This window comes from Alkaliphilus serpentinus (assembly GCF_009017255.1).
Taxonomy (GTDB): domain Bacteria; phylum Bacillota; class Clostridia; order Peptostreptococcales; family Natronincolaceae; genus Alkaliphilus_D; species Alkaliphilus_D serpentinus.
Genome location: NZ_WBZB01000014.1, coordinates 113368 through 136280, shown reverse-complemented (window position 1 = coordinate 136280; position 22913 = coordinate 113368). Strand labels below are relative to the sequence as shown.

General features: G+C 37.0%; 16 protein-coding genes, 1 pseudogene and 1 riboswitch. Of the genes and pseudogenes, 5 read left to right on the top strand and 12 right to left on the bottom strand.

The window, feature by feature from the left end; translation table 11 throughout:
• Positions 1 to 40 precede the first annotated feature (40 nt).
• The gene (locus F8153_RS05885; protein WP_243136909.1) at positions 41 to 1564 is read right to left on the bottom strand and encodes a carboxypeptidase M32; all 1524 of its coding nucleotides are present in this window, start codon (positions 1562 to 1564) and stop codon (positions 41 to 43) included.
• A 253-nt stretch (positions 1565 to 1817) separates the two neighbouring features.
• Here F8153_RS05885 and F8153_RS05880 point away from each other — a divergent pair, with 253 nt between their 5' ends.
• A complete protein-coding gene (locus F8153_RS05880; RefSeq protein ID WP_192929683.1) occupies positions 1818 to 3188 on the top strand; it encodes an MATE family efflux transporter in 1371 nt (456 codons plus the stop codon).
• A 187-nt stretch (positions 3189 to 3375) separates the two neighbouring features.
• On the opposite strand, the gene F8153_RS05875 is transcribed toward F8153_RS05880, so the two are convergent.
• Positions 3376 to 3861: a dUTP diphosphatase gene (locus F8153_RS05875; RefSeq protein WP_151865436.1), complete on the bottom strand. Its 486-nt coding sequence runs from the start codon at positions 3859 to 3861 to the stop codon at positions 3376 to 3378.
• A gap of 120 nt (positions 3862 to 3981) precedes the next feature.
• Positions 3982 to 4482 (bottom strand): SEC-C metal-binding domain-containing protein, encoded by a 501-nt coding sequence (locus tag F8153_RS05870; protein ID WP_151865435.1) that lies wholly within the window; start codon positions 4480 to 4482, stop codon positions 3982 to 3984.
• A 183-nt stretch (positions 4483 to 4665) separates the two neighbouring features.
• Between F8153_RS05870 and F8153_RS05865 the strand changes: the two genes are divergently transcribed.
• Positions 4666 to 5040: a class II SORL domain-containing protein gene (locus F8153_RS05865; protein WP_151865434.1), complete on the top strand. Its 375-nt coding sequence runs from the start codon at positions 4666 to 4668 to the stop codon at positions 5038 to 5040.
• Between the two features lie 140 nt (positions 5041 to 5180).
• Here F8153_RS05865 and cls read toward each other — a convergent pair whose 3' ends face one another.
• The 8 genes and pseudogenes from cls to F8153_RS05825 form a co-directional block, all read right to left on the bottom strand.
• Positions 5181 to 6620 (bottom strand): cardiolipin synthase, encoded by a 1440-nt coding sequence (cls, locus tag F8153_RS05860; protein WP_151865433.1) that lies wholly within the window; start codon positions 6618 to 6620, stop codon positions 5181 to 5183.
• 38 nt (positions 6621 to 6658) lie between these two features.
• The gene (locus F8153_RS05855; protein WP_151865432.1) at positions 6659 to 7879 is read right to left on the bottom strand and encodes a patatin-like phospholipase family protein; all 1221 of its coding nucleotides are present in this window, start codon (positions 7877 to 7879) and stop codon (positions 6659 to 6661) included.
• Positions 7880 to 8148: 269 nt separating this feature from the next.
• A complete protein-coding gene (tnpA, locus tag F8153_RS05850) occupies positions 8149 to 8625 on the bottom strand; it encodes an IS200/IS605 family transposase (RefSeq protein WP_408608754.1) in 477 nt (158 codons plus the stop codon).
• A gap of 174 nt (positions 8626 to 8799) precedes the next feature.
• Positions 8800 to 12318 (bottom strand): pyruvate:ferredoxin (flavodoxin) oxidoreductase, encoded by a 3519-nt coding sequence (nifJ, locus tag F8153_RS05845; protein ID WP_151865430.1) that lies wholly within the window; start codon positions 12316 to 12318, stop codon positions 8800 to 8802.
• 335 nt (positions 12319 to 12653) lie between these two features.
• The gene (locus F8153_RS05840) at positions 12654 to 12830 is read right to left on the bottom strand and encodes an aspartyl-phosphate phosphatase Spo0E family protein (RefSeq protein WP_243136908.1); all 177 of its coding nucleotides are present in this window, start codon (positions 12828 to 12830) and stop codon (positions 12654 to 12656) included.
• A 265-nt stretch (positions 12831 to 13095) separates the two neighbouring features.
• Positions 13096 to 13839 (bottom strand): annotated as a pseudogene (locus F8153_RS05835) (SagB/ThcOx family dehydrogenase).
• Positions 13840 to 13994: 155 nt separating this feature from the next.
• Entirely contained in the window at positions 13995 to 17429 is a 3435-nt protein-coding gene (locus F8153_RS05830) for a pyruvate carboxylase (protein ID WP_330577750.1), read from the bottom strand.
• A gap of 330 nt (positions 17430 to 17759) precedes the next feature.
• On the bottom strand, positions 17760 to 18833 hold the full coding sequence (locus F8153_RS05825; protein WP_151865429.1) for an NAD(P)H-dependent flavin oxidoreductase: 1074 nt from the start codon (positions 18831 to 18833) through the stop codon (positions 17760 to 17762).
• 230 nt (positions 18834 to 19063) lie between these two features.
• Here F8153_RS05825 and F8153_RS05820 point away from each other — a divergent pair, with 230 nt between their 5' ends.
• From F8153_RS05820 to F8153_RS05810, 3 genes are all read left to right on the top strand, one after another.
• Entirely contained in the window at positions 19064 to 19813 is a 750-nt protein-coding gene (locus tag F8153_RS05820) for a peptidylprolyl isomerase (protein WP_151865428.1), read from the top strand.
• A gap of 99 nt (positions 19814 to 19912) precedes the next feature.
• Positions 19913 to 21259 carry an aminotransferase class V-fold PLP-dependent enzyme gene (locus F8153_RS05815; protein ID WP_151865427.1) on the top strand — a complete coding sequence of 449 codons (1347 nt, stop codon included), beginning with the start codon at positions 19913 to 19915 and terminating at the stop codon, positions 21257 to 21259.
• 73 nt (positions 21260 to 21332) lie between these two features.
• Positions 21333 to 21809 carry a DsrE/DsrF/DrsH-like family protein gene (locus F8153_RS05810; protein ID WP_151865426.1) on the top strand — a complete coding sequence of 159 codons (477 nt, stop codon included), beginning with the start codon at positions 21333 to 21335 and terminating at the stop codon, positions 21807 to 21809.
• A 135-nt stretch (positions 21810 to 21944) separates the two neighbouring features.
• Positions 21945 to 22034, bottom strand: a riboswitch (SAM riboswitch).
• 69 nt (positions 22035 to 22103) lie between these two features.
• Here the strand turns inward: F8153_RS05810 and F8153_RS05805 are convergent.
• Positions 22104 to 22913, bottom strand: coding sequence for an alpha/beta fold hydrolase (locus F8153_RS05805; RefSeq protein WP_151865425.1), 810 nt, complete (start codon positions 22911 to 22913; stop codon positions 22104 to 22106).

Sequence of the window (22913 nt, the reverse complement as noted above, 5' to 3'; positions counted from 1 at the left end):
AGGAATTCTCTTTTTTAGTTAATAGGGTTAATTCAACTCCTTAAATGGAAAACCCGTAAATATCACTATATTTCTTTTCTAAATAGTCTATAAAGTATTTTGGATTTATTCCTTCGCCTGTTATTTGCTTAATCAGTTCTTCAGGAGAAAGACTTCTTCCGTGGCGATGGATGTTCTCAATTAACCAATTCTTGATTTGTCCGAACTCACCATTACGAACCATTACCTGATAGTTTTCTAAATCCGATTCCATTTTTTCAACAAACTGAGCAGCATAGATATTGCCAAGGGCATAGCTGGGGAAATAACCAAATAAACCAGCTGACCAATGAACATCCTGAAGTACACCCTCACTGTCGTCCTTAGGTGTAACCCCTAAGTATTCTTGTATCTTTTCATTCCATATTCTTGGTAAATCCTCCACTTCAATATCTCCTGTAATAAGGCCCTTTTCAACCTCATACCTAAGGATTATATGGAGACCATAGGTTAATTCATCGGCATAAATACGAATCAATGAGTTTTCTACCTTGTTGATGCTATGGTAAATCTTCTCGATGGATATACCCTTAAACTCCTCTGGAAAGACTTCCATTAGCTCCTTTTGAAAAAAGTGCCAAAAATCTAAACTTCGAGCCAACATATTCTCCCAAAATCGTGATTGTGACTCATGAATCCCCATAGAGGCTCCTTCGTTCAAGGGTGTATAGGTTAAGTCCTTTGAAATGTTTTGCTCATATAAAGCATGACCCCCTTCATGAATGGTAGAATACAAGGCGCTCATTAACTTGGTTTCCTCATACTTTGTTGTAATCCTTACATCCCCGGGGTTTAGCTTTAATGTAAAAGGGTGGGCCGATTCATCCATTCTCCCAGCTTCAAAATCATAACCCATACTATTCAATACTCTTATACTTAGTTCCTTTTGTTTCTCGATATTAAAGCTCTGTTCAAAGATACTCTGATCTGGGGTGTAACCAGTAGCGACAATTCTTTTGTGTAGCTCTACAAGCTTATCCCTTAATTCAGAGAAGATCTTATCCAGCTTTACAACCGTCATCTCTGGTTCGAAGGTATCTAAGAGACTATTATATGGATGGCCCTGATAGCCCCATAGCTCAACAAATAGCCTTTGAAACTCAACAATTTTTTTCAGGTTTGGTAAAAAGATCGAGAAATCCTTTTTGCTCTTTGCTTCCTTCCACATAGCCTGAGATTGAGCTAATAAAACCATGTATTCCTGATATTTATCAGATGGGATCTTTTTAAAACGATCGTACTCTTTTTTTAGTCTTTTTATGGATGCCTTCATTATATCGTCTAACTGGTCAAAGTTTTCAGGTTGGCTAAGCTCATCAATATACTTGCCCATCTCATCAGAAACGGATATCTTAAAGGATTCAGTGGCTATAGTCCCGATAACTTCTGATCGAACCTCCACAGATTTTGTCGGTGCACCTGTTTCAAGATCCCACTGCATCAACGCAGCAGCTTCAGTATAATGCTTCATTCTTTTTATTAGTTCCTTTAAACCGTCTACTCTTGATTGTAACGCTTCTGTCACCTTTAACAACCTACCCTTCATAGTAAATTTTAGATATTAAAAATAATTGTATATTACCATTTTATAATTAGTTAATAGATTAGTCAAAATATTATTTAAATTTTTTTAAATGAAAAAAAATTTTTATATATCCTCTGAAAAAAACTCAAAATTAGAACATTAACTAAAATTCTTATAATTTACATTTCTATATTATAAAATTTAATGGTATAATTATATTTAGATGTTCTAAACATTTTTTAAGGAGGACACTATGGATTTTGGTACGAAACGACAATTAATTCTTAAAGGTAAGATGCCTAAAGTAATTCTTACCATAGCAGCACCAATTATGCTGAATAATTTTATTCAAACCATCTATAATCTTGCTGATACCTATTGGGTAAGCAACATGCTGGGTACTTCAGAGGTAGCCGCTATGACTCTAGTATTTCCGGTAATTTTTCTTACCCTTTCACTGGGAATGGGAATTAACGTAGCTGGAACCGCTTTAATTTCTCAGCATACCGGAGCTCAGCAGAAGAAGGAAGCCAGCAAAGTAGCCAGTCAGATGTTTGCCTTTACCCTTATATTGGCAGTAACCCTGAGCATCATCGGCTTCTTCGCTACCCCCTACATAATTAAGGCTATGGGTGGTAAAGGGGATGTACTAAAATATAGTACCCAATACCTTCAAATTATGTTTTGGGAAATTCCTGGGATATTTATGTTCTTTGTATATAACTCCATAAAACAAGGGCAAGGGGATACCCTAACTCCTATGCTGTATAATGTTTGTGGAGTTGTATTAAATATCATATTGGATCCATTTTTTATAGAAAGATTCGGCATTAAGGGTGCTGCCTTAGCCACAATTTTTTCAAGAACCATATTTGTCATCATTGCCGTATATACTTTATTTGCCAACAGAAATAGTGGTATATATCTCAGACTAAAGGAAATAAAAATTCAAAAGGATATCTTATTAAAAATTATAAAGATCGGATTTCCAGCAACCATTGGGCAGTCAGCCTCAGCCTTAGGATTTATAATCTTAAATGCCTTCGTTATTTCCTATGGAGATCAAACCTTGGCGGCTTTTGGAATTGGCAATAGAATAAACTCTTTGGTTTTGATGCCTGTAATGGGAATAGGCAGCGCTCTAGCAACTATTATTGGACAAAATCTGGGTGCCAACAACTTAGAAAGAGTTAAGCTGGCCTTCATCACCAGCATTAAGCTTTCCACCCTCTTCATGGTTGTCGGGGGCATTATACTTTCCCTTTCCTCAAAGCATGTTGTTGGAGTCTTTATAAAGAATGACCCTGAGGTTTTTGCACTAAGTAACCAATATCTAAGAATTATATCCACCTCTTTACCATTGATGGGCTTCTTCCAAGTATTTATCGGAACCTTCCAAGGCTCTGGCCACACCATCTTTGCAATGATTATGGATATGGGCCGCCTTTGGGGATTGCGTATACCCCTCATTCTATTATTTAGAAAATTTGCTTCATGGGGCCCCAGTGGTGTATGGTATGCAATGCTTTTAAGTAATGCCATCATCTGTGTAGTTGGTTTGTTCATTTATTTATCAAATGTCTGGCAGAAGAAGGTTATAACCGACAATGTAGTAGCATCTTAAAAATCGAGTAGGAGGTAGATAATTATTTTATCTACCGACCTCTCACACCACTAAGCAAATGCACAACAGGGACGGTTCTCATTGTGCATTTTGCTTAAAATTTTAGAAAATGCACAATGAGAACCGTCCCTGTTGTGCATTTTGCTTAAAATTTTCACTTTTCCACTTTCAATTTTCAATTGCTCTTTTAATATCCTTCCTCTTGCCTTTTATGATTAATTTCATTTTTCTTTAAATATGCATCAACTATTTCTTCCCAAAAAAAGCCCAGCTTGTTTCCTAAAAGAATAAAGCTACTAAATAATCCTCGGTATACCTCTTCATCCTGGTCTCTTTCAATTTCAGTAGTTTTTTGAATTACTTTTTTAAACTCCTCCACTAGAGTTAGGCTGCTTTCCTCTATAGTCAGTTGAATATTCTCTATTCCTTTTTCTAACCCGACACTTAATATAAAATGCAGGCAATCTACATATTCTTCCAGTATAGTCTGTTTTGGTGAAGGTTTTTTTCTGCTCCAATATTTGAAACACCTTGTTTCATTTGCTAGCTCACCTAGTTCAACCTGAAGGGCAAGTAGCTTAGGAGGCAATAGATCAACCTCCTGTAACTGATGTTCATCAATAATACGTTGATCCAGAAGCTTTTGAATATCGAAAAGTTTTTTAAGGTTCATGCTCATCCTCCTTAGTTTAAGTCAAAATTATTTTATCACAGGAGAATTCATTATTCCACTGAACTGGACACTTTATTTCAACAAAATAAAAAACTCCGAAATGGAGTTTTTCTTTAAGTATTAATTAGCACCACAGCACTTTTTATACTTTTTACCGCTTCCACAGATGCAAGGATCATTTCTTCCGACCTTGTCATCCTTAACGATGGTTTTAGATGCATTGTATTCCTTCTTGATTTCTTTTCTTCTTTCATCTGGTAGTATAGGCTTCCATTCATCCAGGTTATACAACCAATCTGCCTTAGCAGCCAGCATGTTAAAATAAAGCTTTTCAAAATCAATCTTCAGAGAAACCTTAGTTTCCTCTTCTAAAGTATCTAATTCAATGGGTGTCTCGATACTTTCATTTATTCCGTCTAAAAATCCTGCAAAGTATACAGGTGAAACTTCAAAGGTTTCCGCCAACTCAGTTACAGATCCTTCCCATTCCCTTTGATTCTTTGAAAGAATCTTTTCATAAATACCTTGCTCTAGCTGGCAGTAATTTTTCCAAAACTCATTTACCTTAGCTTGATCATTTTGCTGCTGGGCCAATTCTTGCCATTGGTTATATAAGCTCATGATTTCTCTCCTTTTCATAGGTCTTTTTCAATTAAATATTATATTATAAAGATTACTTATTTGCAATATCTTCAAGGTTTTTATAATTTTTATCCTTATTTATCTATATTTACTGTTATAAATTACTGTTTTTGGTTATAAATATCTCTAGAGGATTATTTAATAAATATGAGGAGGTTATTTATGAAATCATTAGGTAAGTTATTTCAATCAGGAGATTGGAAGGGTGAAAAACACGTTCCTGTTATCCACGCCCCAGAAAAGGTTAATTCAGGAGAAAAGTTTGAGGTGAAAATATCTATAGGGGATGCCATTGGCCATCCAAATTCCTTTGAGCATTACATAGCCTGGTTTAAGCTTTTCTTTCAACCAGAAGGAGGAAAATTCCCTATAGAACTAGCCACCTTCAACTTCTCTGCCCATGGAGAGGGAGATAATCTTACAGAGCCTGTTGGCTTAACAACCGTTAAGCTTAATACATCAGGTACGCTATATGCTGTCAGCTACTGTAACATCCATGGATTATGGGAAAACAGCAAGGAAATTACTGTAGAATAAATTATAGGGCTACTTAATAAGTAGCCCTATTTTTATGGGGTTTTTATCTTATTTTCTTCTTTATTTTATAATTCAAAATTATTTGTTTATAAGATAAGTCCTTTTAAAATTTTCAATTTTCCACTTTCAATTTTCAATTTTTAAAGAATTGGAGAAAATAACCTTGCTAAAGATTCTACTAATTTATCGGTGGTAGACCTTTTTTCAAACTCTTCCAAAGTAATCTCTGTACTATCTTCTAAATCCTTCATATAATCCTTTTTTAATTGTAGGTTTACCTCTTCGTCATAGATAAAAGCATTTACTTCAAAATTTAATTGAAAGCTCCTTATATCTAAATTGGCAGTTCCTACACTTGCAAAGACATCATCAGCAATTATAATCTTACTGTGGATAAATCCCTTTTGATATTGATAAATTTTTACGCCAGCCTCCAATAATTCAGTAAAATGGGACCGGGATGCCCAAAATACGGTTTTATGGTCTGGCTTGGCAGGAATTAAAATTCTAACATCAATTCCAGAAAGGGCTGCTGTTTTCAGTGCCATTAAAATACTTTCATCAGGAACTAAGTATGGGCTAGCAATGTATACATAGTTTTTTGCGGCCGACATAGAAGTAAAATAAGCTTGATGAATAGATTGCCAATAGGAATCCGGGCCACTGGCTGCTATCTGAATAAGACTCTCACCACAGTGACTCTGTTTGGGGAAATAGTTCCTATCATCCAATTCCTCACCACTGACAAAAAACCAATCCATTAGAAAGATAGCTTGTAGAACATAAACAGCCTCTCCCTTTAGCTTAAGGTGGGTATCTCTCCAGAATCCCATCTTTGGATTCAGTCCCAGATATTCATCTCCAATATTGATTCCCCCTAAAAAACCTACCCTTCCATCAATCACTAGAATTTTTCTATGATTTCGATAGTTTAGCCTACTGCCAAAGAGGGGAATGGTAACGGGCAAAAAGACACCAACCTTCCCTCCTGCTTCTTTTAAATCATCAAAGAAACCTGACTTCAGTCGCCAACAGCCTACGGCATCATATATAAGGCGAACCTTTATTCCCCTTTGAGCCTGCCTAACGAGTGCCTTCTTAATCCTGTTGGCTATTGAACTATCCTTAATAATAAAGAATTCCATATTTATATGGTCCTCTGCTTCCTCTATAGCTCGGAGCATCTCTTCAAAGGTTTCATCCCCGTTGTTTAATATTTTAGCTTCATTGTTAATGGTGATAGGTGAATTGGTGTTTTCAATTAATAGGGGAATTAACTTTCCTCTAAGGTCTTTGAAGGTTTCACGAAAAAGGTTGGTGTAATCTGAAAAAGAGGTTTGCTCATGAAGAAGACGCCTTAAAAGTCTGTAATCATTCTTTTGTTTCTTGATAAAGGTTTTCTTTTTTCGATGATTTCTGCCGATATAAAAATAGATAAAAATTCCAATACCTGGCAATAGTATCAGCACCAATAACCACGCTACAGTTCTAGCAGGACTTCTGTTTTCAAGAACTAAAATGATACTGATCATTATGGTTAGTATTGTAAAGAAAATTGTTAATAAAGTAAGAATACTCACGTCTAACACACCACCCTTCAATAACCTTTTAAAAAGAACTAGTTCCCAACGGTATAGGCATTTCTTGTAGTGAAAATCACCTTAAGAGCCTCTGTTAATAGTTTTTCTTTATTCAATCTTATAAATATTTCTTCTATAACTTCATAATCTTTCCTCTCATTTTCCTGCAGATCATTGGTAGCTTCATGGTATACTTGGCCTAATAAGTCCTTTATGGTATAGATCTTCAAAGGGTCTATATTTTTATAGGCAGCCATATGTTCTACCATTCCTACTAAAATTTCGCTATAGGCATTTTCTTTTTTTATATTCATCAGCTTAGCTATACGAGGTATAATATCCTCCATAAGAAGTGCTTCCTTAGTCTTCTGATTATTTAATTTTAAAATCTTTGCTAAATTTGTAATGGTTTTTGTATTGAAGCTTTTAAAGAATTCAATTGCTTCATCATCTTGAAAATCATAATCGATATAGTAATCATTTCCCTTAAGATTCTTTAGAGTCTTCATTGTATCTAGATACCCTAAAGCCATATTGGTTCTAGATCTTTCTTTGGTGAACTCCAGCATTAACCCTAATTTCCTATTGGGTATTATATTAATTATTTCAAGATCATCGTACTTAAGTCTTCTGACTCTTCCCATAGCCATCACTCTGACAGCTATAATTTTTTTATAGCCTCTCCTATAAAGCATTTCCATTGGCAAGTTATCATAAAAGCCTCCATCGAGAAAGGATTTACCCTCAATTTTTTTTCCTTTAAATATTGGAAGGTTTGCTGAGGCCATTAAATACTCTGCCATCTTCCCATAGGGAACATCCTCCTTAAAAATCTCTAAGGGCTTTCTATCGGTTAAGCATACGGTAACAAAGCCGAAATCCTTTTTAGAGCTTCGTAGCTTATCCTCCTTTAGATTCCTTTTTATCATTAACTCTAGGGGGGTTATATCAATTCCTGATCCCTTTATAACCCTTTTAAATTCATCATAAAGGATATTCAAGTGTTCTGTAGTGATTTGATATTCTCCAATAAGCTCTATGGTTTTTTCATCAACCTTCATAACATCTCCTGGGTTGATGTTGTACCAGATGTCCCAGGCTGTATCAAAGTCATCCTGAATCATTAGGGCTCCATTTAGTGCTCCTACTGAGGTTCCTGTAATTCCATCAAACTCAATTCCTAGCTCTCTAAAGGCTCTCCATGCTCCTATGTGATATGCACCTTTGGCCCCGCCACCCTCCAATGTTAAACCCAGCATCCTACAACTCCCCCCATTTCAAAATTTTCCATATTAAACATTATACTCTAACCAGTAAAAATTGTATATTCGACCCTTCATATATTATACCTTTGATATATTATACCCATATCTAATTATATGAAATAATTAAATCTTTCTTAGAATCATGACCACCCGTAAAACGGGTGGTTTGCTCTAGCCCTATAAGGGCATGTTGCTTGCTGTGTCTCAAGACACATTGAATAGTCTGCCAACCGCTGTGTTTTTACTGGCTACCCCTAAAGGGGTTATTTTTTCTTGCCTTTGGGTACAGGCTCACCCGTAAACGGGTCCATATACTCTTTCATACTAATTTGATCACTTGCAATATCTTCTTGCATTTGATTCCTTATATATTCTTCTATTGCCTTTTTATTTCTTCCTACTGTATCTACATAATATCCCTTACACCAAAACTGTCTATTTCCATACTTATACTTCAAATTTGCATGCCTATCAAATATCATTAGTGAACTTTTTCCCTTTAAGTATCCCATAAACTGAGATACACTTAACTTTGGTGGTATACTTACCAGCATATGTATATGATCAGGGCATGCATTAGCTTCTATTATTTCTACATCTTTGTAATCACAAAGCTTACGTATTATTTTTCCTATATCCTCTTTTATCTTTCCATATATTATTTGTCTTCTGTACTTGGGTGCAAATACTATGTGATACTTACAATTCCAAACGGTATGTGATAAACTATTCTTATCCAATTGGACTTCCTCCTTTGTTTTGGCAGTGGTCGGCAAACCTACTTCCATTTTAACAAAGGGGGAATATTTTTTCTCCTCATAGCTGAAAGCTTTTTGGAACCACCCGCATAGCAGGTGGTTTTCTTAGTACAAAAAGAAACTAGGCCATAGCCTAGTCTCTTAGATCAATTATATTTATTGTGCGTCGGCAAGCTTGTAGTAGGTTTCGTATCTTTCCTTAGCTTCCTTCTCGGCTTTGTCAAATAATTCTTCGGCAGCTTCTGGGAAGGCATTCATTAAGGATGCATAACGAACTTCTCCCTTTAAGAAGTCCTTAAAGGAGGTTTTTGGTGGCTTAGAGTCAAGGATAAATGGATTCTTTCCTTGTTCCTTAAGCTCAGGATTAAATCTATATAGGTGCCAATAGCCTGCCTCAACAGCTTTAGCTGATTGCTCTTGTGTTTTACCCATACCTGCTTTAATTCCATGGGCGATACATGGTGAGTAGGCAATGACCACTGATGGACCCTTATAGGCTTCTGCTTCCTTCATGGCCTTAATTAATTGGTTCTTGTCTGCTCCCATTGCTACCTGCGCTACATAAACATATCCATAGCTCATAGCGATCATACCAAGGTCCTTCTTCTTGGTTTTCTTTCCAGAGGCAGCAAACTTTGCAATTGAAGCCGTTGGAGTTGCCTTAGAAGATTGACCACCTGTGTTGGAGTAAACCTCTGTATCCATTACAAGGATATTTACATCCTCACCAGTTGCAATAACATGATCAAGTCCACCAAATCCAATGTCATAGGCCCAACCGTCTCCACCAACAATCCATTGAGATTGCTTAATTAGATATTGTTTCTTTTCAATGATCTCATCAATAATTGGGTTGCCTTTAGATCCTTCTAACAATGGCAGGATTTTATAGGTTGCTTCCTTAGAAGCCTTACCTTCCTCTTTAGCTTCTAACCAAGCTTTAAAGGCAGCCTTTAAATCTTCTGGCAGATTAGACTCTAATCCTTCAGTCATAATATCTGCTAATCTATTTCTAATTTGTTGTACTCCAAGGGCCATACCATAGCCATACTCAGCATTGTCTTCAAATAGTGAGTTCGCCCATGCTGGACCTCTACCTTCTCCGTTCTTACAGAAGGGCACTGACGGTGCACTACCACCATAAATAGATGAACAACCAGTAGCATTGGCAATCATCATTCTATCACCGAATAACTGAGTAATTAGCTTAACATATGGAGTTTCTCCACAGCCTGCACATGCTCCTGAGAATTCAAATAATGGTGTAGCGAACTGGCTTCCCTTTACGGTTTCTATATTGGTTAAATGAGACTTGTCTGTTACTGTAACAGCATAATCCCAATTTTCTTTTTGTGCTTCTATTTGCGGTTCAACAGGCTGCATAACCAATGCTTTACCCTTTGGTGCTGGACATATGTCTGCACAGTTTCCACATCCAGTACAATCCAATGGACTTACTTGAATTCTATATTGTAGTCCATCAAATTCCTTACCCATGGCCTTAAGGGTTTCGATACCCTGTGGTGCATTCTTTACCTCTTCTTCATCTAGAAGGAAAGGTCTAATTGCCGCATGGGGACATACATAGGAACATTGGTTACATTGAATACAGGTTTCCTTCATCCACTCTGGTACGTTAACAGCTATTCCACGTTTTTCAAAGGCTGATGTACCTAATGGGAAGGTTCCATCCTCTGCTCCTACGAAGGTGCTAACTGGTAGTGAATCACCATTTTGAGCATTCATAGGTCTTAGAATATTTTTAATAAAGTTTGGCTCTTCCTTTGTTGCAGCGGCTTCATCCTTCACATCTGTCCAATCAGCTGCTACATCGATCTTAACAAGAGCATCTACTCCTCTTTCAATAGCAGCATTGTTCATATTAACAATTTTCTCACCCTTGTTACCGTAGGCATCAACAACTGCATCCTTCAGATACTTAACTGCATCTTCAAGGGGAATAACCTCAGCAAGCTTAAAGAAGGCAGATTGCATAATCATGTTGATCCTTCCACCTAAGCCTATTTCAGCAGCGATGCTGGTTGCATCTAAGGTATAGAAGTTTATATTATTATCTGCGATATATTTCTTCATTGCAGCTGGTAACTTATCGCTTAATTCTTCAGGCTTCCACATACAGTTTAACAGGAAGGTTCCACCCTTTTTAAGACCCTTTAATAGATCATATTGGTTAACATAGGCTTGATTATGGCAAGCTACAAAATCAGCTTCATCTATAAGATAAGTAGATTTAATAGGCTTGTGTCCAAATCTTAAGTGGGAGATGGTTACACCACCAGACTTCTTAGAATCATAGGAGAAGTATGCCTGTGCATACATATCAGTATTATCACCAATGATCTTAATGGCACTCTTATTTGCTCCAACGGTACCATCAGAACCTAAGCCCCAGAACTTACAGCGAATTGTTCCCTTGGGTGCTGCATTTATATTGTCAATCATAGCTAATGATGTATTTGTTACATCATCAACGATTCCTATAGTGAATCGATCCTTTGGCTCATCAGCCTTAAGATTGTTATAAACAGCAACTATTTGAGCAGGTGTAGTATCCTTAGAGCCTAATCCATATCTACCACCTACAATAATCGGTGCATCCTTCTTATTAAAGAATATAGATTTAATATCAAGGTGTAGGGGCTCAGCTATAGCGCCTGGCTCCTTAGTTCTATCTAAAACAGCAATTTTCTTAACGGTTTTTGGTAATACATCAAAGAAATATTTCTCAGAGAATGGTCTGTAAAGGTGAACCTTAACAACTCCAACCTTTTCTCCTTTGGCTAGAAGATAATCAACGGTTTCTTCAATAGTATCCGTTACTGAACCCATTGCAATGATAAGATTTTCAGCGTCTTCCGCTCCATAGTAGTTAAATGGAGCATAGTGTCTACCAGTTAGCTTGCTTATATCCTTCATATAATCATTTACTAGATCAGGTATTGCATCATAGTATCTGTTAGACGCTTCCTTAGCTTGGAAGAAGATATCTGGATTTTGAGCTGTACCTCTCAAAACAGGATTTTCTGGATTTAATGCATTATTCCTAAAGGCTTTTACTGCGTCCCAATCTAATAGCTTTGCAAACTCGTCATATTCAATAACTTCAATCTTTTGCATTTCATGGGAGGTTCTAAAACCATCGAAGAAGTGGATAAATGGAATTTTTCCTTTGATTGCAGCTAAGTGAGCAACTCCACCTAAGTCCATAACCTCTTGAACACTTCCAGTTGCTAATAAAGCACATCCTGTTTGTCTAGCTGACATAACATCAGAATGATCTCCAAAAATGGATAATGCATGTCCTGCAACAGCACGAGCACTTACATGGAATACACCTGGTAATAATTCTCCGGCGATTTTAAACATGTTGGGAATCATTAATAATAATCCTTGTGATGCAGTAAAAGTGGTAGTTAAAGCACCTGCAGCTAATGATCCGTGTACTGCACCTGCCGCACCTGCTTCAGATTGCATTTCAGTAACCTTAACTGTTTGCCCGAAGATGTTCTTTTGTCCATAAGAGCTCCACTCATCAACATTTTCCGCCATGTTGGATGATGGGGTTATGGGGTAAATTGCTGCAACATCAGTAAAGGCATATGCAACGTAAGCCGCAGCAGCATTACCGTCCATGGTTTTCATCTTTCTAGCCATTGTATTTCCTCCTTTAATTTATATAATATTAATTGTTCTATCTTTGATAGAAACAATGTATCTTGTATACATTACATTATATAATAAATAAATTGCTTTTTATAGTGGATTTTTTTTTAGAATTTCAACTTTTTTGTAACTTTTTAATAATTCGATCTTTTTATAGATACCTATGCTTTTATGCTCCACTTGATTCATTCTAGTTCAAATCTTTTATTAAATAAAAGAACTTGTATACTAACAGCTATGGGTTGGAGATGGTAATACCAATTTATCCTTTAAAAAAATTGCATCTAATCAGTCTTTAGATTAAATGGCAATATGTTTTAAAAAAATTAGTTTTCAACTTCCCTTTGCAACCTTATATACTCCAATAGTAACAAGTCAATTTCTTGACTAAGGGCAAGGGTGTCTTCTTCATCAAACCTCCCATTCTCAACCAACTTGTTGAGTCTTCCTCTAAATTCTTCGATCTTTTCCTTTAAGATTTTTAACTCAATATTTTTACCCATAGTTAACCTCTCTTTACATATCCTCAAGCATAGTTAATACTTCGTTATAGGTGTTTGATATCCTTCTTCTAACTCTAAATAATATGTTAATTAATTTTAATTCTTGCACCTAATTTCTCTATTTTGTAATTTTTGTTAATTTATCCAGTACACCCTATTGTTAATTATAAAAATAGTACAAAGATGTCTCCCTGTACTATTTTTATAACATATTCATTAAAATATTTTATTTGTCTAAGACATACTTTATTTATGAAAGCTCACGTTATACCTTTGCAACTGGCGCAAGGTAGATAATAAATTCATTCTCACCATCTAATTGGCATAGGTCATCTACAAGCCTTTGATCATAAGCAGCAATTGCACAGGTAACTAAATCCAAAGCTTCACAAGCTATATAAAGGTTTTGGCATAAATGCCCTGCGTCTAAAAGCATTGTTTTATGGGCTGCTACATCATATCTCCATTCACTTCTATAGGGTATACAGCTCTAAAATAGTACCACTGGGGCCTTTCCAACAAACTTTTGTCCGCGGGTGGCCTTTGTTACTTTTTCTTCTGCCTCCTCAATATTAGAAATAAATCCGAGCTTATGGCTTAAGGCAAGATATCTATACAACCCAGGTTTGAGGTTAGCTAAATTATTTACAACTATATAGGTTTCAAAGGGATGTCTAGCTCCTCCTGAAGGAACAGGTCTTAGAGTGGCATAGTGATCTCCCTTTATTTCATCTACCCCTTGGGTTGCCCACAGAATAAAGGATAGCTCCTCTAGAGATAATTGGTAATCAATATATTTTCTTTCACTTCTTCTATTCTTTAAAATTTTAAATACATCTCTTTCCTTTAATAGATCCTCATTTACTTCTGGTAAATCTATTAAACCTCCCCCGGTCCATTCCTTTTCCAATGGTGGTTGGGGCAGGCCCGCCTTTTGATGGGTTTCGATCTCCTCCAGCTTAGAAAAGTTTGCCTTTAAAAATTCTCTATTTTCCTTTATCGTAGTCATATCAATACCTCCATTCTTTGGTTACTATATAGATTCTTCCTCTGCCCCCTGCTTTCCTTCTAAAACCATGATGAAATATTTTAAAGAAGCAAGGGGACGGTTGGGGACCAGTGAAAAACTGGTCCTGAACCGTCCCCTTGCTTCCTTTTCATTTTTTATTTAAGTTTGATTAATAGCTCTCCAGACTTAACCTGCTGCTTTTCTTTAACAAATATGGTCTCAACCTCACCTTTAACCGATGAAAGGATATTGGTCTCCATCTTCATGGCTTCAACAACCATTAGACTTTGACCCTCTTCAATTTTGTCTCCCTCTTTCACCAAAACCTTTACCACATTTCCTGGAATACTGGCGCCAATCTCCATAGGGTCCTCAGAATTAGCCATCTTGGTGAACTCCGCCACTTGAGCCGAACCACTGGCTTTATCAGGGATGGATATCTCCCTTCGATTGCCATTAACCTCGAAGACTACATTTCTATTACCATTGATATCTAATCTTCCAATCTCCTGCAGCTTTATAATTAGAGTCTTACCCTCTGCAATTTCCACCTCACAGGTTTCCCCTTCGTTTAATCCATGGAAAAAAACATCACTACCCATAGGGCTTAAATCCCCATATTCCTTAATATAGGCTACATAGTCCTCAAAAACCTTTGGATATAAAGCATAGCTTAGCTTTTCCTTCATGGTTCCTTCGATACCAAGCTTAGTATTTAGCAACTGGCCTATTTTATCAAAGTCCTCTGAAGGCAACATTTCCCCAGGTCTTATGGTTATTGCCTCTTCACCCTTTAGAACCAGCTGCTGCAGCTTTTCTGGAAAGCCACCCATAGGCTGACCCATCATTCCTTTAAAATAGGAAACTACTGAATCTGGGTAGTTTAAATCCTTACCCTTCTCGTATATATTTTCAGGTGTTAAGTCATTCTGCACCATGAATATTGCCATATCCCCAACCATTTTTGAGGAGGGGGTAACCTTAACGATATCTCCCACCATTTCATTTACAGTTTTATACATTTCCTTAACTTCCTTAAATCGGTGTCCCAAACCAAAGCTCTCAACCTGAGGCTTAAGGTTGGAATACTGGCCACCGGGGATCTCATATTTGTATACCTCGGTAGTCCCAGATTTTAAATCCGATTCAAATTTGCTGTAAACTGGCCTTACTGCTGCCCAGTATCTAGAAATATCTTCTATAGCTTCAAGGTCTAGCCCGGTGTCCCTATTTGCATTCTCTAAAGCCGCCACTACTGAATTAAGGGCTGGTTGGCTTGTTAATCCCGACATGCTGTTTATTGCTGTATCAACAATATCCACTCCAGCTTCTGCTGCCATTAGAACTGTAGCAATCCCATTTCCGCTACTATCATGGGTATGAAGATGAATCGGCATAGAAACCGCATCCTTAAGGGCCTTTATCAGCTTTTGCGCCCCATAGGGCTTTAATAGGGCCGACATGTCCTTGATGGCTAATATATGGGCTCCTGTTTTTTCAATTTCCTTTGCCATATTCACATAGTACTGTAGGCTATATTTATCTCGATTGATGTCTAATATATCCCCAGTATAGCAGATGCACGCCTCAGCAATTTTATTTTGCTTTAATACCTCATCTATGGCTACCTCCATTCCCTTTAACCAGTTGAGGGAATCAAAAATTCTAAAAAGATCAATACCAGAGGCTGCCGATTCCTTTATAAACTCCCTTATGACATTATCCGGGTAGTTTTTATATCCCACACCATTACTGCCCCTTAGTAGCATTTGAAATAAGATATTTGGCATCCTTCGCCTTAGCTCCTGAAGCCTTACCCAAGGATCTTCCTTTAAAAATCTATAGGCCACATCAAAGGTAGCTCCTCCCCACATTTCTACAGAGAATAACTCCTTTGCTAAAACAGAGGTGGCCTTGGCGATCTTTACCATATCCCTAGTCCTGACTCTTGTGGCCATAAGGGATTGATGGGCGTCCCTCATGGTGGTATCCGTTAAAAGGAGACGTCTTTGTTCTTTAATCCATTTTACCAATCCTTCTGGGCCACCACTATCTAGGATTTGCTTGGTTCCCTGTAGCCCATTGGCCTTAACAAACCTTGGAACAACCGGCACATCAAACTCCTTTTTTATCCCCTGGGTTTCATTTACAACCTTATCCCCAATATATTTAAGTACTTTAAGCTCTTTATCAGTTTTAGGGGCTATATCAAATAGGGATGGATTTTCGGCAATAAAATCTGTATGACATTCACCCTTTAAAAAGGCCTCATGGTTTAGTACATTAATTAAAAAGGCTGAATTTGTCTTTACCCCCGAAACCTTTAGCTCCTTAACGGATCTTATAGATTTACGAATGGCATCCTCAAAGGTTCTTGACCAGGAGCATACCTTTACCAATAAGCTATCATAGTAGGGGCTTATCACAGCTCCAGTAAAGCCATTTCCTCCATCTAAACGAATTCCAAAGCCAGAGCCGCTTCTATAAACATCGATTCTTCCAGTATCAGGGGCAAATTGGTTGGCTGGATCCTCCGTTGTAACCCTACATTGAATAGCATATCCATTTACCTCAACAGCTTCTTGACTTTTTATATCCACCTCTTGAGAATCTAGAGGATATCCTTCCGCTATTAGGATCTGACTTTGTACGATATCGATTCCCGTTACCATTTCTGTAACGGTGTGCTCCACTTGTATTCTCGGATTCATCTCAATAAAATAATGGTTTCCATATTTATCTACAAGAAATTCTACTGTTCCTGCATTGCTATAGCCCACCGCCTTGGCAATTTTTATTGCATCATTACAGATCTCCTTCCTTTTTTCCTGGGTAATTGTAATACTAGGAGTGAATTCTATAATTTTTTGATGTCTTCTTTGAATAGAGCAATCCCTTTCATATAGGTGGACCATGTTTCCGTATTGATCTCCCAAAACCTGTACCTCTATGTGTTTTGGCTTTTCAAGATATTTTTCAATAAAAATGTCATCTATGCCAAAGGCTTTTTTGGCTTCATTTTTAGCACTATAGTAAGAAGGAATTAAATCAGATTCCTTATGAACAATCCTCATTCCCCTTCCACCGCCACCAGCTGCAGCCTTGACGATAACAGGGTAGCCACAATAATTTGCAAACTCCTTGGCTTCCTCCTCCGTTGCTATGGGCTTTTCAACTCCCGGAATGGTTGGTACATTGGCCTCTCTAGCCACAATCTTAGATTGTATTTTATCTCCCATCTTTTCAATTACGGTATAGTCAGGACCTATAAAGACGATACCCGCCTCTTTACACTTTCTTGCAAACTCAGGGTTCTCTGATAAGAAACCATAGCCTGGATGTATGGCATCGACGGCTTTTTTCTGAGCAAGACTAATGATCTCATCTATGCTTAGATAAGCCTCTACCGGTCCTTTATTCTTACCAATTAAATAGGATTCATCTGCTTTTGTTCTAAATAGAGAGGTCTTATCCTCATTTGAATAAATAGCCACTGTACGAATTCCCAATTCATTACAGGCTCTAAAAACCCGAATGGCTATTTCTCCTCGATTAGCAACTAAAACCCTCTTAAATTTTTTAATTTCCATTTTCTTACCTCCAAATTAAAATGTATGACATGTATATATATTCATCATTATTACAAAAAGTTTATAAATAACATTATAAAGATTATACATTATGGATGCTGTTATATCAATATATTTTTCTATCATTACAGGAGTGACATTCTTAATCCTAATAGTTGTTTTTATGCATATAAATATTTTATTATGTATTAAAATTAACAGATAGCATTTAAGTAAATAGACATTTTTGTTTATAAGCAATAAAAAAACCCCTGTCTGGGGTTCTATTATTTGCATTTTTAAGTATTCTTAAACCAATAGTTCTTTGAAGAAAAACTTATAAATTTATATCTAATAAGCTAAAGACGCGTTAGTCTCTTCAACCAGCTGTTGCATAAGCTCTTTTACAGAAACAATTTCCTTCAACTTATATGCGTTTTGACCTACAAAGATTAACCCTTTTTCTAAATCCCCCTTCACTGCATTAATTAAAGCAGTTGATATACAATAGGGGCTATCTGCTGGGTTACATGGTCTTAAACAATTGTAGCATTTATTTATAGGGATATTATCCTTTTCAAGGGCTTTAATAAAGGGATTTCTTATGGCCCTCCCGGGCATCCCTACAGGGCTTTTCACAAGCTTAATGTCCTCAAATTCCGAATCTATGTATGCTTCCTTATAGCTGGGGTCAGCATCGCATTCATGGGTTGCAACAAATCTAGTGGCCATTTGAACCCCCGCAGCACCTATTTTTAGATAATCGGCTATATCTTTACCAGTATAGATGCCTCCTGCCGCAACAACGGGTATATCGGCCCCTCCTTTAAAGGGCTTTAAAGCCTCTATAACCTCTTTTACGATTTCTGTCAAAGGAGGAATTGTCTTACTTTCTAAATCCTCCATAGAAAAGCCTAAGTGTCCTCCTGCCTCAGGCCCCTCAACTATTACCATATCGGGGGTATAATCAAATTTCCTTTGCCAGAGCTTGGTGATGAGGGCTGCTGCCTTTCCCGATGATACTATTGGGGCAATTTTTGTGGAGGTGTTTTTAACCAGCATGGGTAATTCTGTTGGCAGGCCAGCTCCAGAAATGATTAAATCTATTTTCTCCTCCACGGCAGCTTTAACCATATCCTTATAATTATTTATAGCCACAAGAAGGTTTACACCTAGAATCCCCTTAGGACTCAATTCCCTGGCTCTTCTTATTTCCTTTTTTAATCCCCTTACATTAGCCTCATCATTGTTGGTTTCAAAGCCATCCTCTCTAAAGCCTATTTGAACACCAGAGATAACACCAATTCCCCCTTCATTTGCTACTGCTGAGGCCAAGCTGGATAGGGAAACCCCAACCCCCATGGCACCTTGTATAATGGGGATAGGTGCTACCAGGTTCCCTATACGTAGTGGTGGTATATTCATTGTATCGACTCCTTGTAAATATTTATTTATTGAATATTTTATCATAAAAATGCTAAAAGTATAGCTATATTTTTTATTTATCAATCTTTATACACCATCATTAGGATGATAACCCCATAGAGATCATCATGAAAATTTATTCAATTGTATACTTCCATATGAGTTGGACATTCATACTATTTTTTGATATGATGGCATGGAAACTAATTATATAAAGGAGCGTTTAATTTATGAAAAAGGAAAATGTCTTAGCAGTAGTAGGAGAAAAGGTCATTACCCAAAATGATGTAGATACTATATTAAATAATATTGACCCTCAGCAGGCCATGAAATATTATTCTGAAGATGGAAAAAAAAGACTTATAGAAGAATTGGTTAACCAAGAGCTTCTATATTTAGATGCCTTAGATCATAATCTTCAAAATGACGAATTATACATAGCAGAGGTTGAGAGACTTAAAACAAGCCTTCTAAAGCAATATGCAATTAATAAAGCCATTGCAAATGCCGATGTTGATGAATCTGAACTAAAGGCTTATTATGACAATAATCCAGCTCAGTTTAAAGCACCTGAGTCCCTTCGTGGAAGACATATTCTTGTAGAGGGTGAAGAGTCTGCTTTAAAGGTTATTGACGAAATAAAGGGAGGATTATCCTTCGAGGAAGCCGCTAATAAGTATTCTAAGTGCCCTTCCAATGCCAACGGTGGAGACTTAGGCTATTTTACTAAAGGAAGAATGGTGCCTGAATTTGAAGCTGCTGCTTTTGATTTGAAGTTAAATGAGCTTAGTCAACCAGTTAAGACTCAATTTGGCTATCACATCATTGAAATAACCGATAAAAAATCTGAAGCTACCCGAAGCTTTGATGATGTAAAGGATCAATTATCCCAACAGCTATTGGCACAAAAACAACAGCAACTCTTCTTAGATAAAGTAGAAGCCCTAAAGGAAAAGTATCCTGTAGAGCTTCATATATAATCTAAAGCCCATCCTTAGGATGGGTTTTTCTATTTAATCACATTTCACCTGCCTCTGAATACTATGATTTTGAAAGGTATTTTTATAGGTGGTGATTTAATGAAAAGGGATTACATCCCCCAGTTTTACAGAAGCCTCGTGATGGGGGCAGATACGAAAATTCAGCTACCAAAGGGTAGATTTGTAACTGCCATCAATTTCGATAATGCAGCTACAACCCCTCCCCTGAAGTCTGTTTTAAAAGAGGTAAATGACTTTGCTCCATGGTATTCTTCAATCCATAGAGGTACTGGATATAAATCACAATTTTCCTCTCACATTTATGAATCCTCTAGAAACCTCATCTTAGAATTTGTTAATGGTGATTCATCTTTATATACCGTTATATATGTAAAAAATACCACAGAGGGAATTAATAAGATTGCCTACAGTGTTTTTAATGATTATGATGTAATACTATGTAGCTCAATGGAGCACCATTCAAATGATCTTCCTTGGAGGAAAAACAATAGGATTGAATATGTTGAAGTTGATGAAGTAGGAAGGCTGAAATTAGATGATTTAGAAGGAAAGCTCAAGAGGTATAAGGCCAACAAAAAGCTGGTGGCTGTATCAGGAGCATCAAATGTTACTGGAGTTATAAACCCATTAAATATCATTGGTGACCTCTGTTATACTTACAATTCCAAGCTCCTGGTGGATGGAGCCCAACTTGTACCCCACGAAACAGTGGATATCAATCTTCCCTCATCAAAGGGAAGAATCGATTTCTTAGTCTTCTCTGGCCATAAGATGTATGCCCCCTTTGGTACAGGCATTATAATTGGCCGAAGGGACCTCTTTAAAGAACCTCCCCTTATTACAGGAGGCGGGGCAGTTGATTTAGTCACCCATCATTACATAAAATGGACCGGTCTGCCAGGGGTAGAAGAGGCCGGCACCCCTAATCTTATGGGAGTAGTTGCTCTTTCATCTGCTATTAAAACCTTAAAATCTATCAGTATGAAGGAAATTGTAAATCATGAGAAGGCCTTAACAGATTATACCCTCCAAAGACTAAGCATCATAGAGGGAGTAGAATTATACGGACCGAAGTCTGATAGTAGCAATAGAGTTGCCATTATTCCCTTTAATATTCAAGGATTGCCCCATGAAGTTACAGCCAAGATATTGTCCTATGAAGGGGGAATAGCCGTAAGGAGTGGTTGTTTCTGCGCCCATCCATATGTTCAAAGGCTGTTGGAAATCCCTACAGCTGAAATGGAGAGAAGGATTCAATACCCCCACATGCCCCATCCTGGGATGGTGCGAATCTCCTTTGGGTTTTACAATACCCATCGTGAAGTTGATCAATTGACTGAAATGATTCATAAAATTGCCGAAAATAAGGGATATTATTATAACCTCTATAAGGATGCAGAGGATTTGTATTTTCCATCCCATTAGAAATAAAAGACCTAATAAATCCTTTAATATTTACAGATAATAAAGGTATAAAATTATGAAGGGATTGTTGGTCTTGAAAAAAAAGTTGAATCTAATTCTGTTTAGTGGCGAGTACGATAAGGCTATTGCCGCTTTAATTCTTGCAAATAGTGCTAAAGAAATAGATATTGATGTTACCATATTTTTTGCCTTCTGGGGATTGATGTTGGTTAGAGATCCAGAAAAAATGAGCCTTGAAGATAAAACCCTATTTGAAAAGATGTTTTGTGTAATGACACCAAAGGGCCCAGAAGACCTTCCCCTTTCAAGGATGAACTTCGCCGGTATGGGAAAGGAAATGCTTAAGGTTATGATGACAGATGATGATGCACCTACCCTTCCAGCCTTCCTAAAGGGAGCTAGAAATAAGGGCGTAAAGTTTTATGGATGCAAGCTATCAATGGAGGTAATGGGCTTTAAAAAAGAGGAGTTTATCCCAGAGCTAGAGATTGTAGATGCAAAGGACTATTTACAGGATGCCTTAACATCGGATGTACAATTATTTATTTAGAAATAAAAGACTGATTTACCCTCCACCTCTCTTGATAAGAATTTTATATAGTTTTTAGTGTAAAGGTAAAATAAGCAATAAAAAAACCTTCTTAACATCGCTAAGAAGGTTTTATTACAATAGAATTACGATTTCTTCTTATCGTTGTTAGCAGGACCACCTTACTATTTAGTAGGTTGGTATAGGATCACAGAGCCAACTCTCTCCCCTAGTTCTTGATAAGTTTTTATTAAATTAAATGCATTCTATCCTATTATTTTCTAGTGTAAATAGGTTTTTTAGTTAATGAAATTTTTAATCTTCCTTCAACAAAAACTTAAGAACTCTCTCGTTAAATTTTTTATCTTCTTCATATGCTCCATGGCCTAGGCCCTTAAGAAGAATCAGCTTACTGTCGCGAATCATATCTGCCATTTCTTCTGATGTGTTAGGGCCCACTACATAATCTTCATCTCCACCAATAATCAAAGTGGGAGCTTTGATTTTAGAGAGCTCTCCATAAGAATTATGCTCTATACATGCATTGGCTTGAACAATAAAGCTTACCAAAGACAAAGGCTTACCCATCCTTTTGATAATTGGATAAAAGGGCCGATACTTTCGTAAATGCTTTTGAGTAAAGGTTTTTTCCATAGTATCAAGGGTTAAAGCACCATAATCATCTTCTATGGCATATCGTATCCACTTACCAACCACCTTTTTAAGGGTTTCATTTGGCTTAGAAATAGAAATACCTATAACCAATTTTTTCACCCTTTCTGGGTAATCTATAGCAACATATTGAGCAATCATACCCCCCATGGAAAATCCCACAATGCTGGCTGCATTTTTATCCAGTTTATCCATTGCATATATAATATCCTTAGCCATATCCTTGGTGGTATAGCCTTGGGGGGTAGGCCTAAGTCTGCTGATAACATACACCCTATAATGTTCTGCATAAACCTTATAATACCAGGATAGTAAAAGACCTTTGTTCTTAACGGTTTGAATTCCATCTGATAGGCCAGGAATAATGAATAAAGCTTCCTTCCCTTTACCGAAGGCTACATAAGCCATCTCCCCTGTAGAACTTTCTATGGATCCATTATTAATTCCAAACAT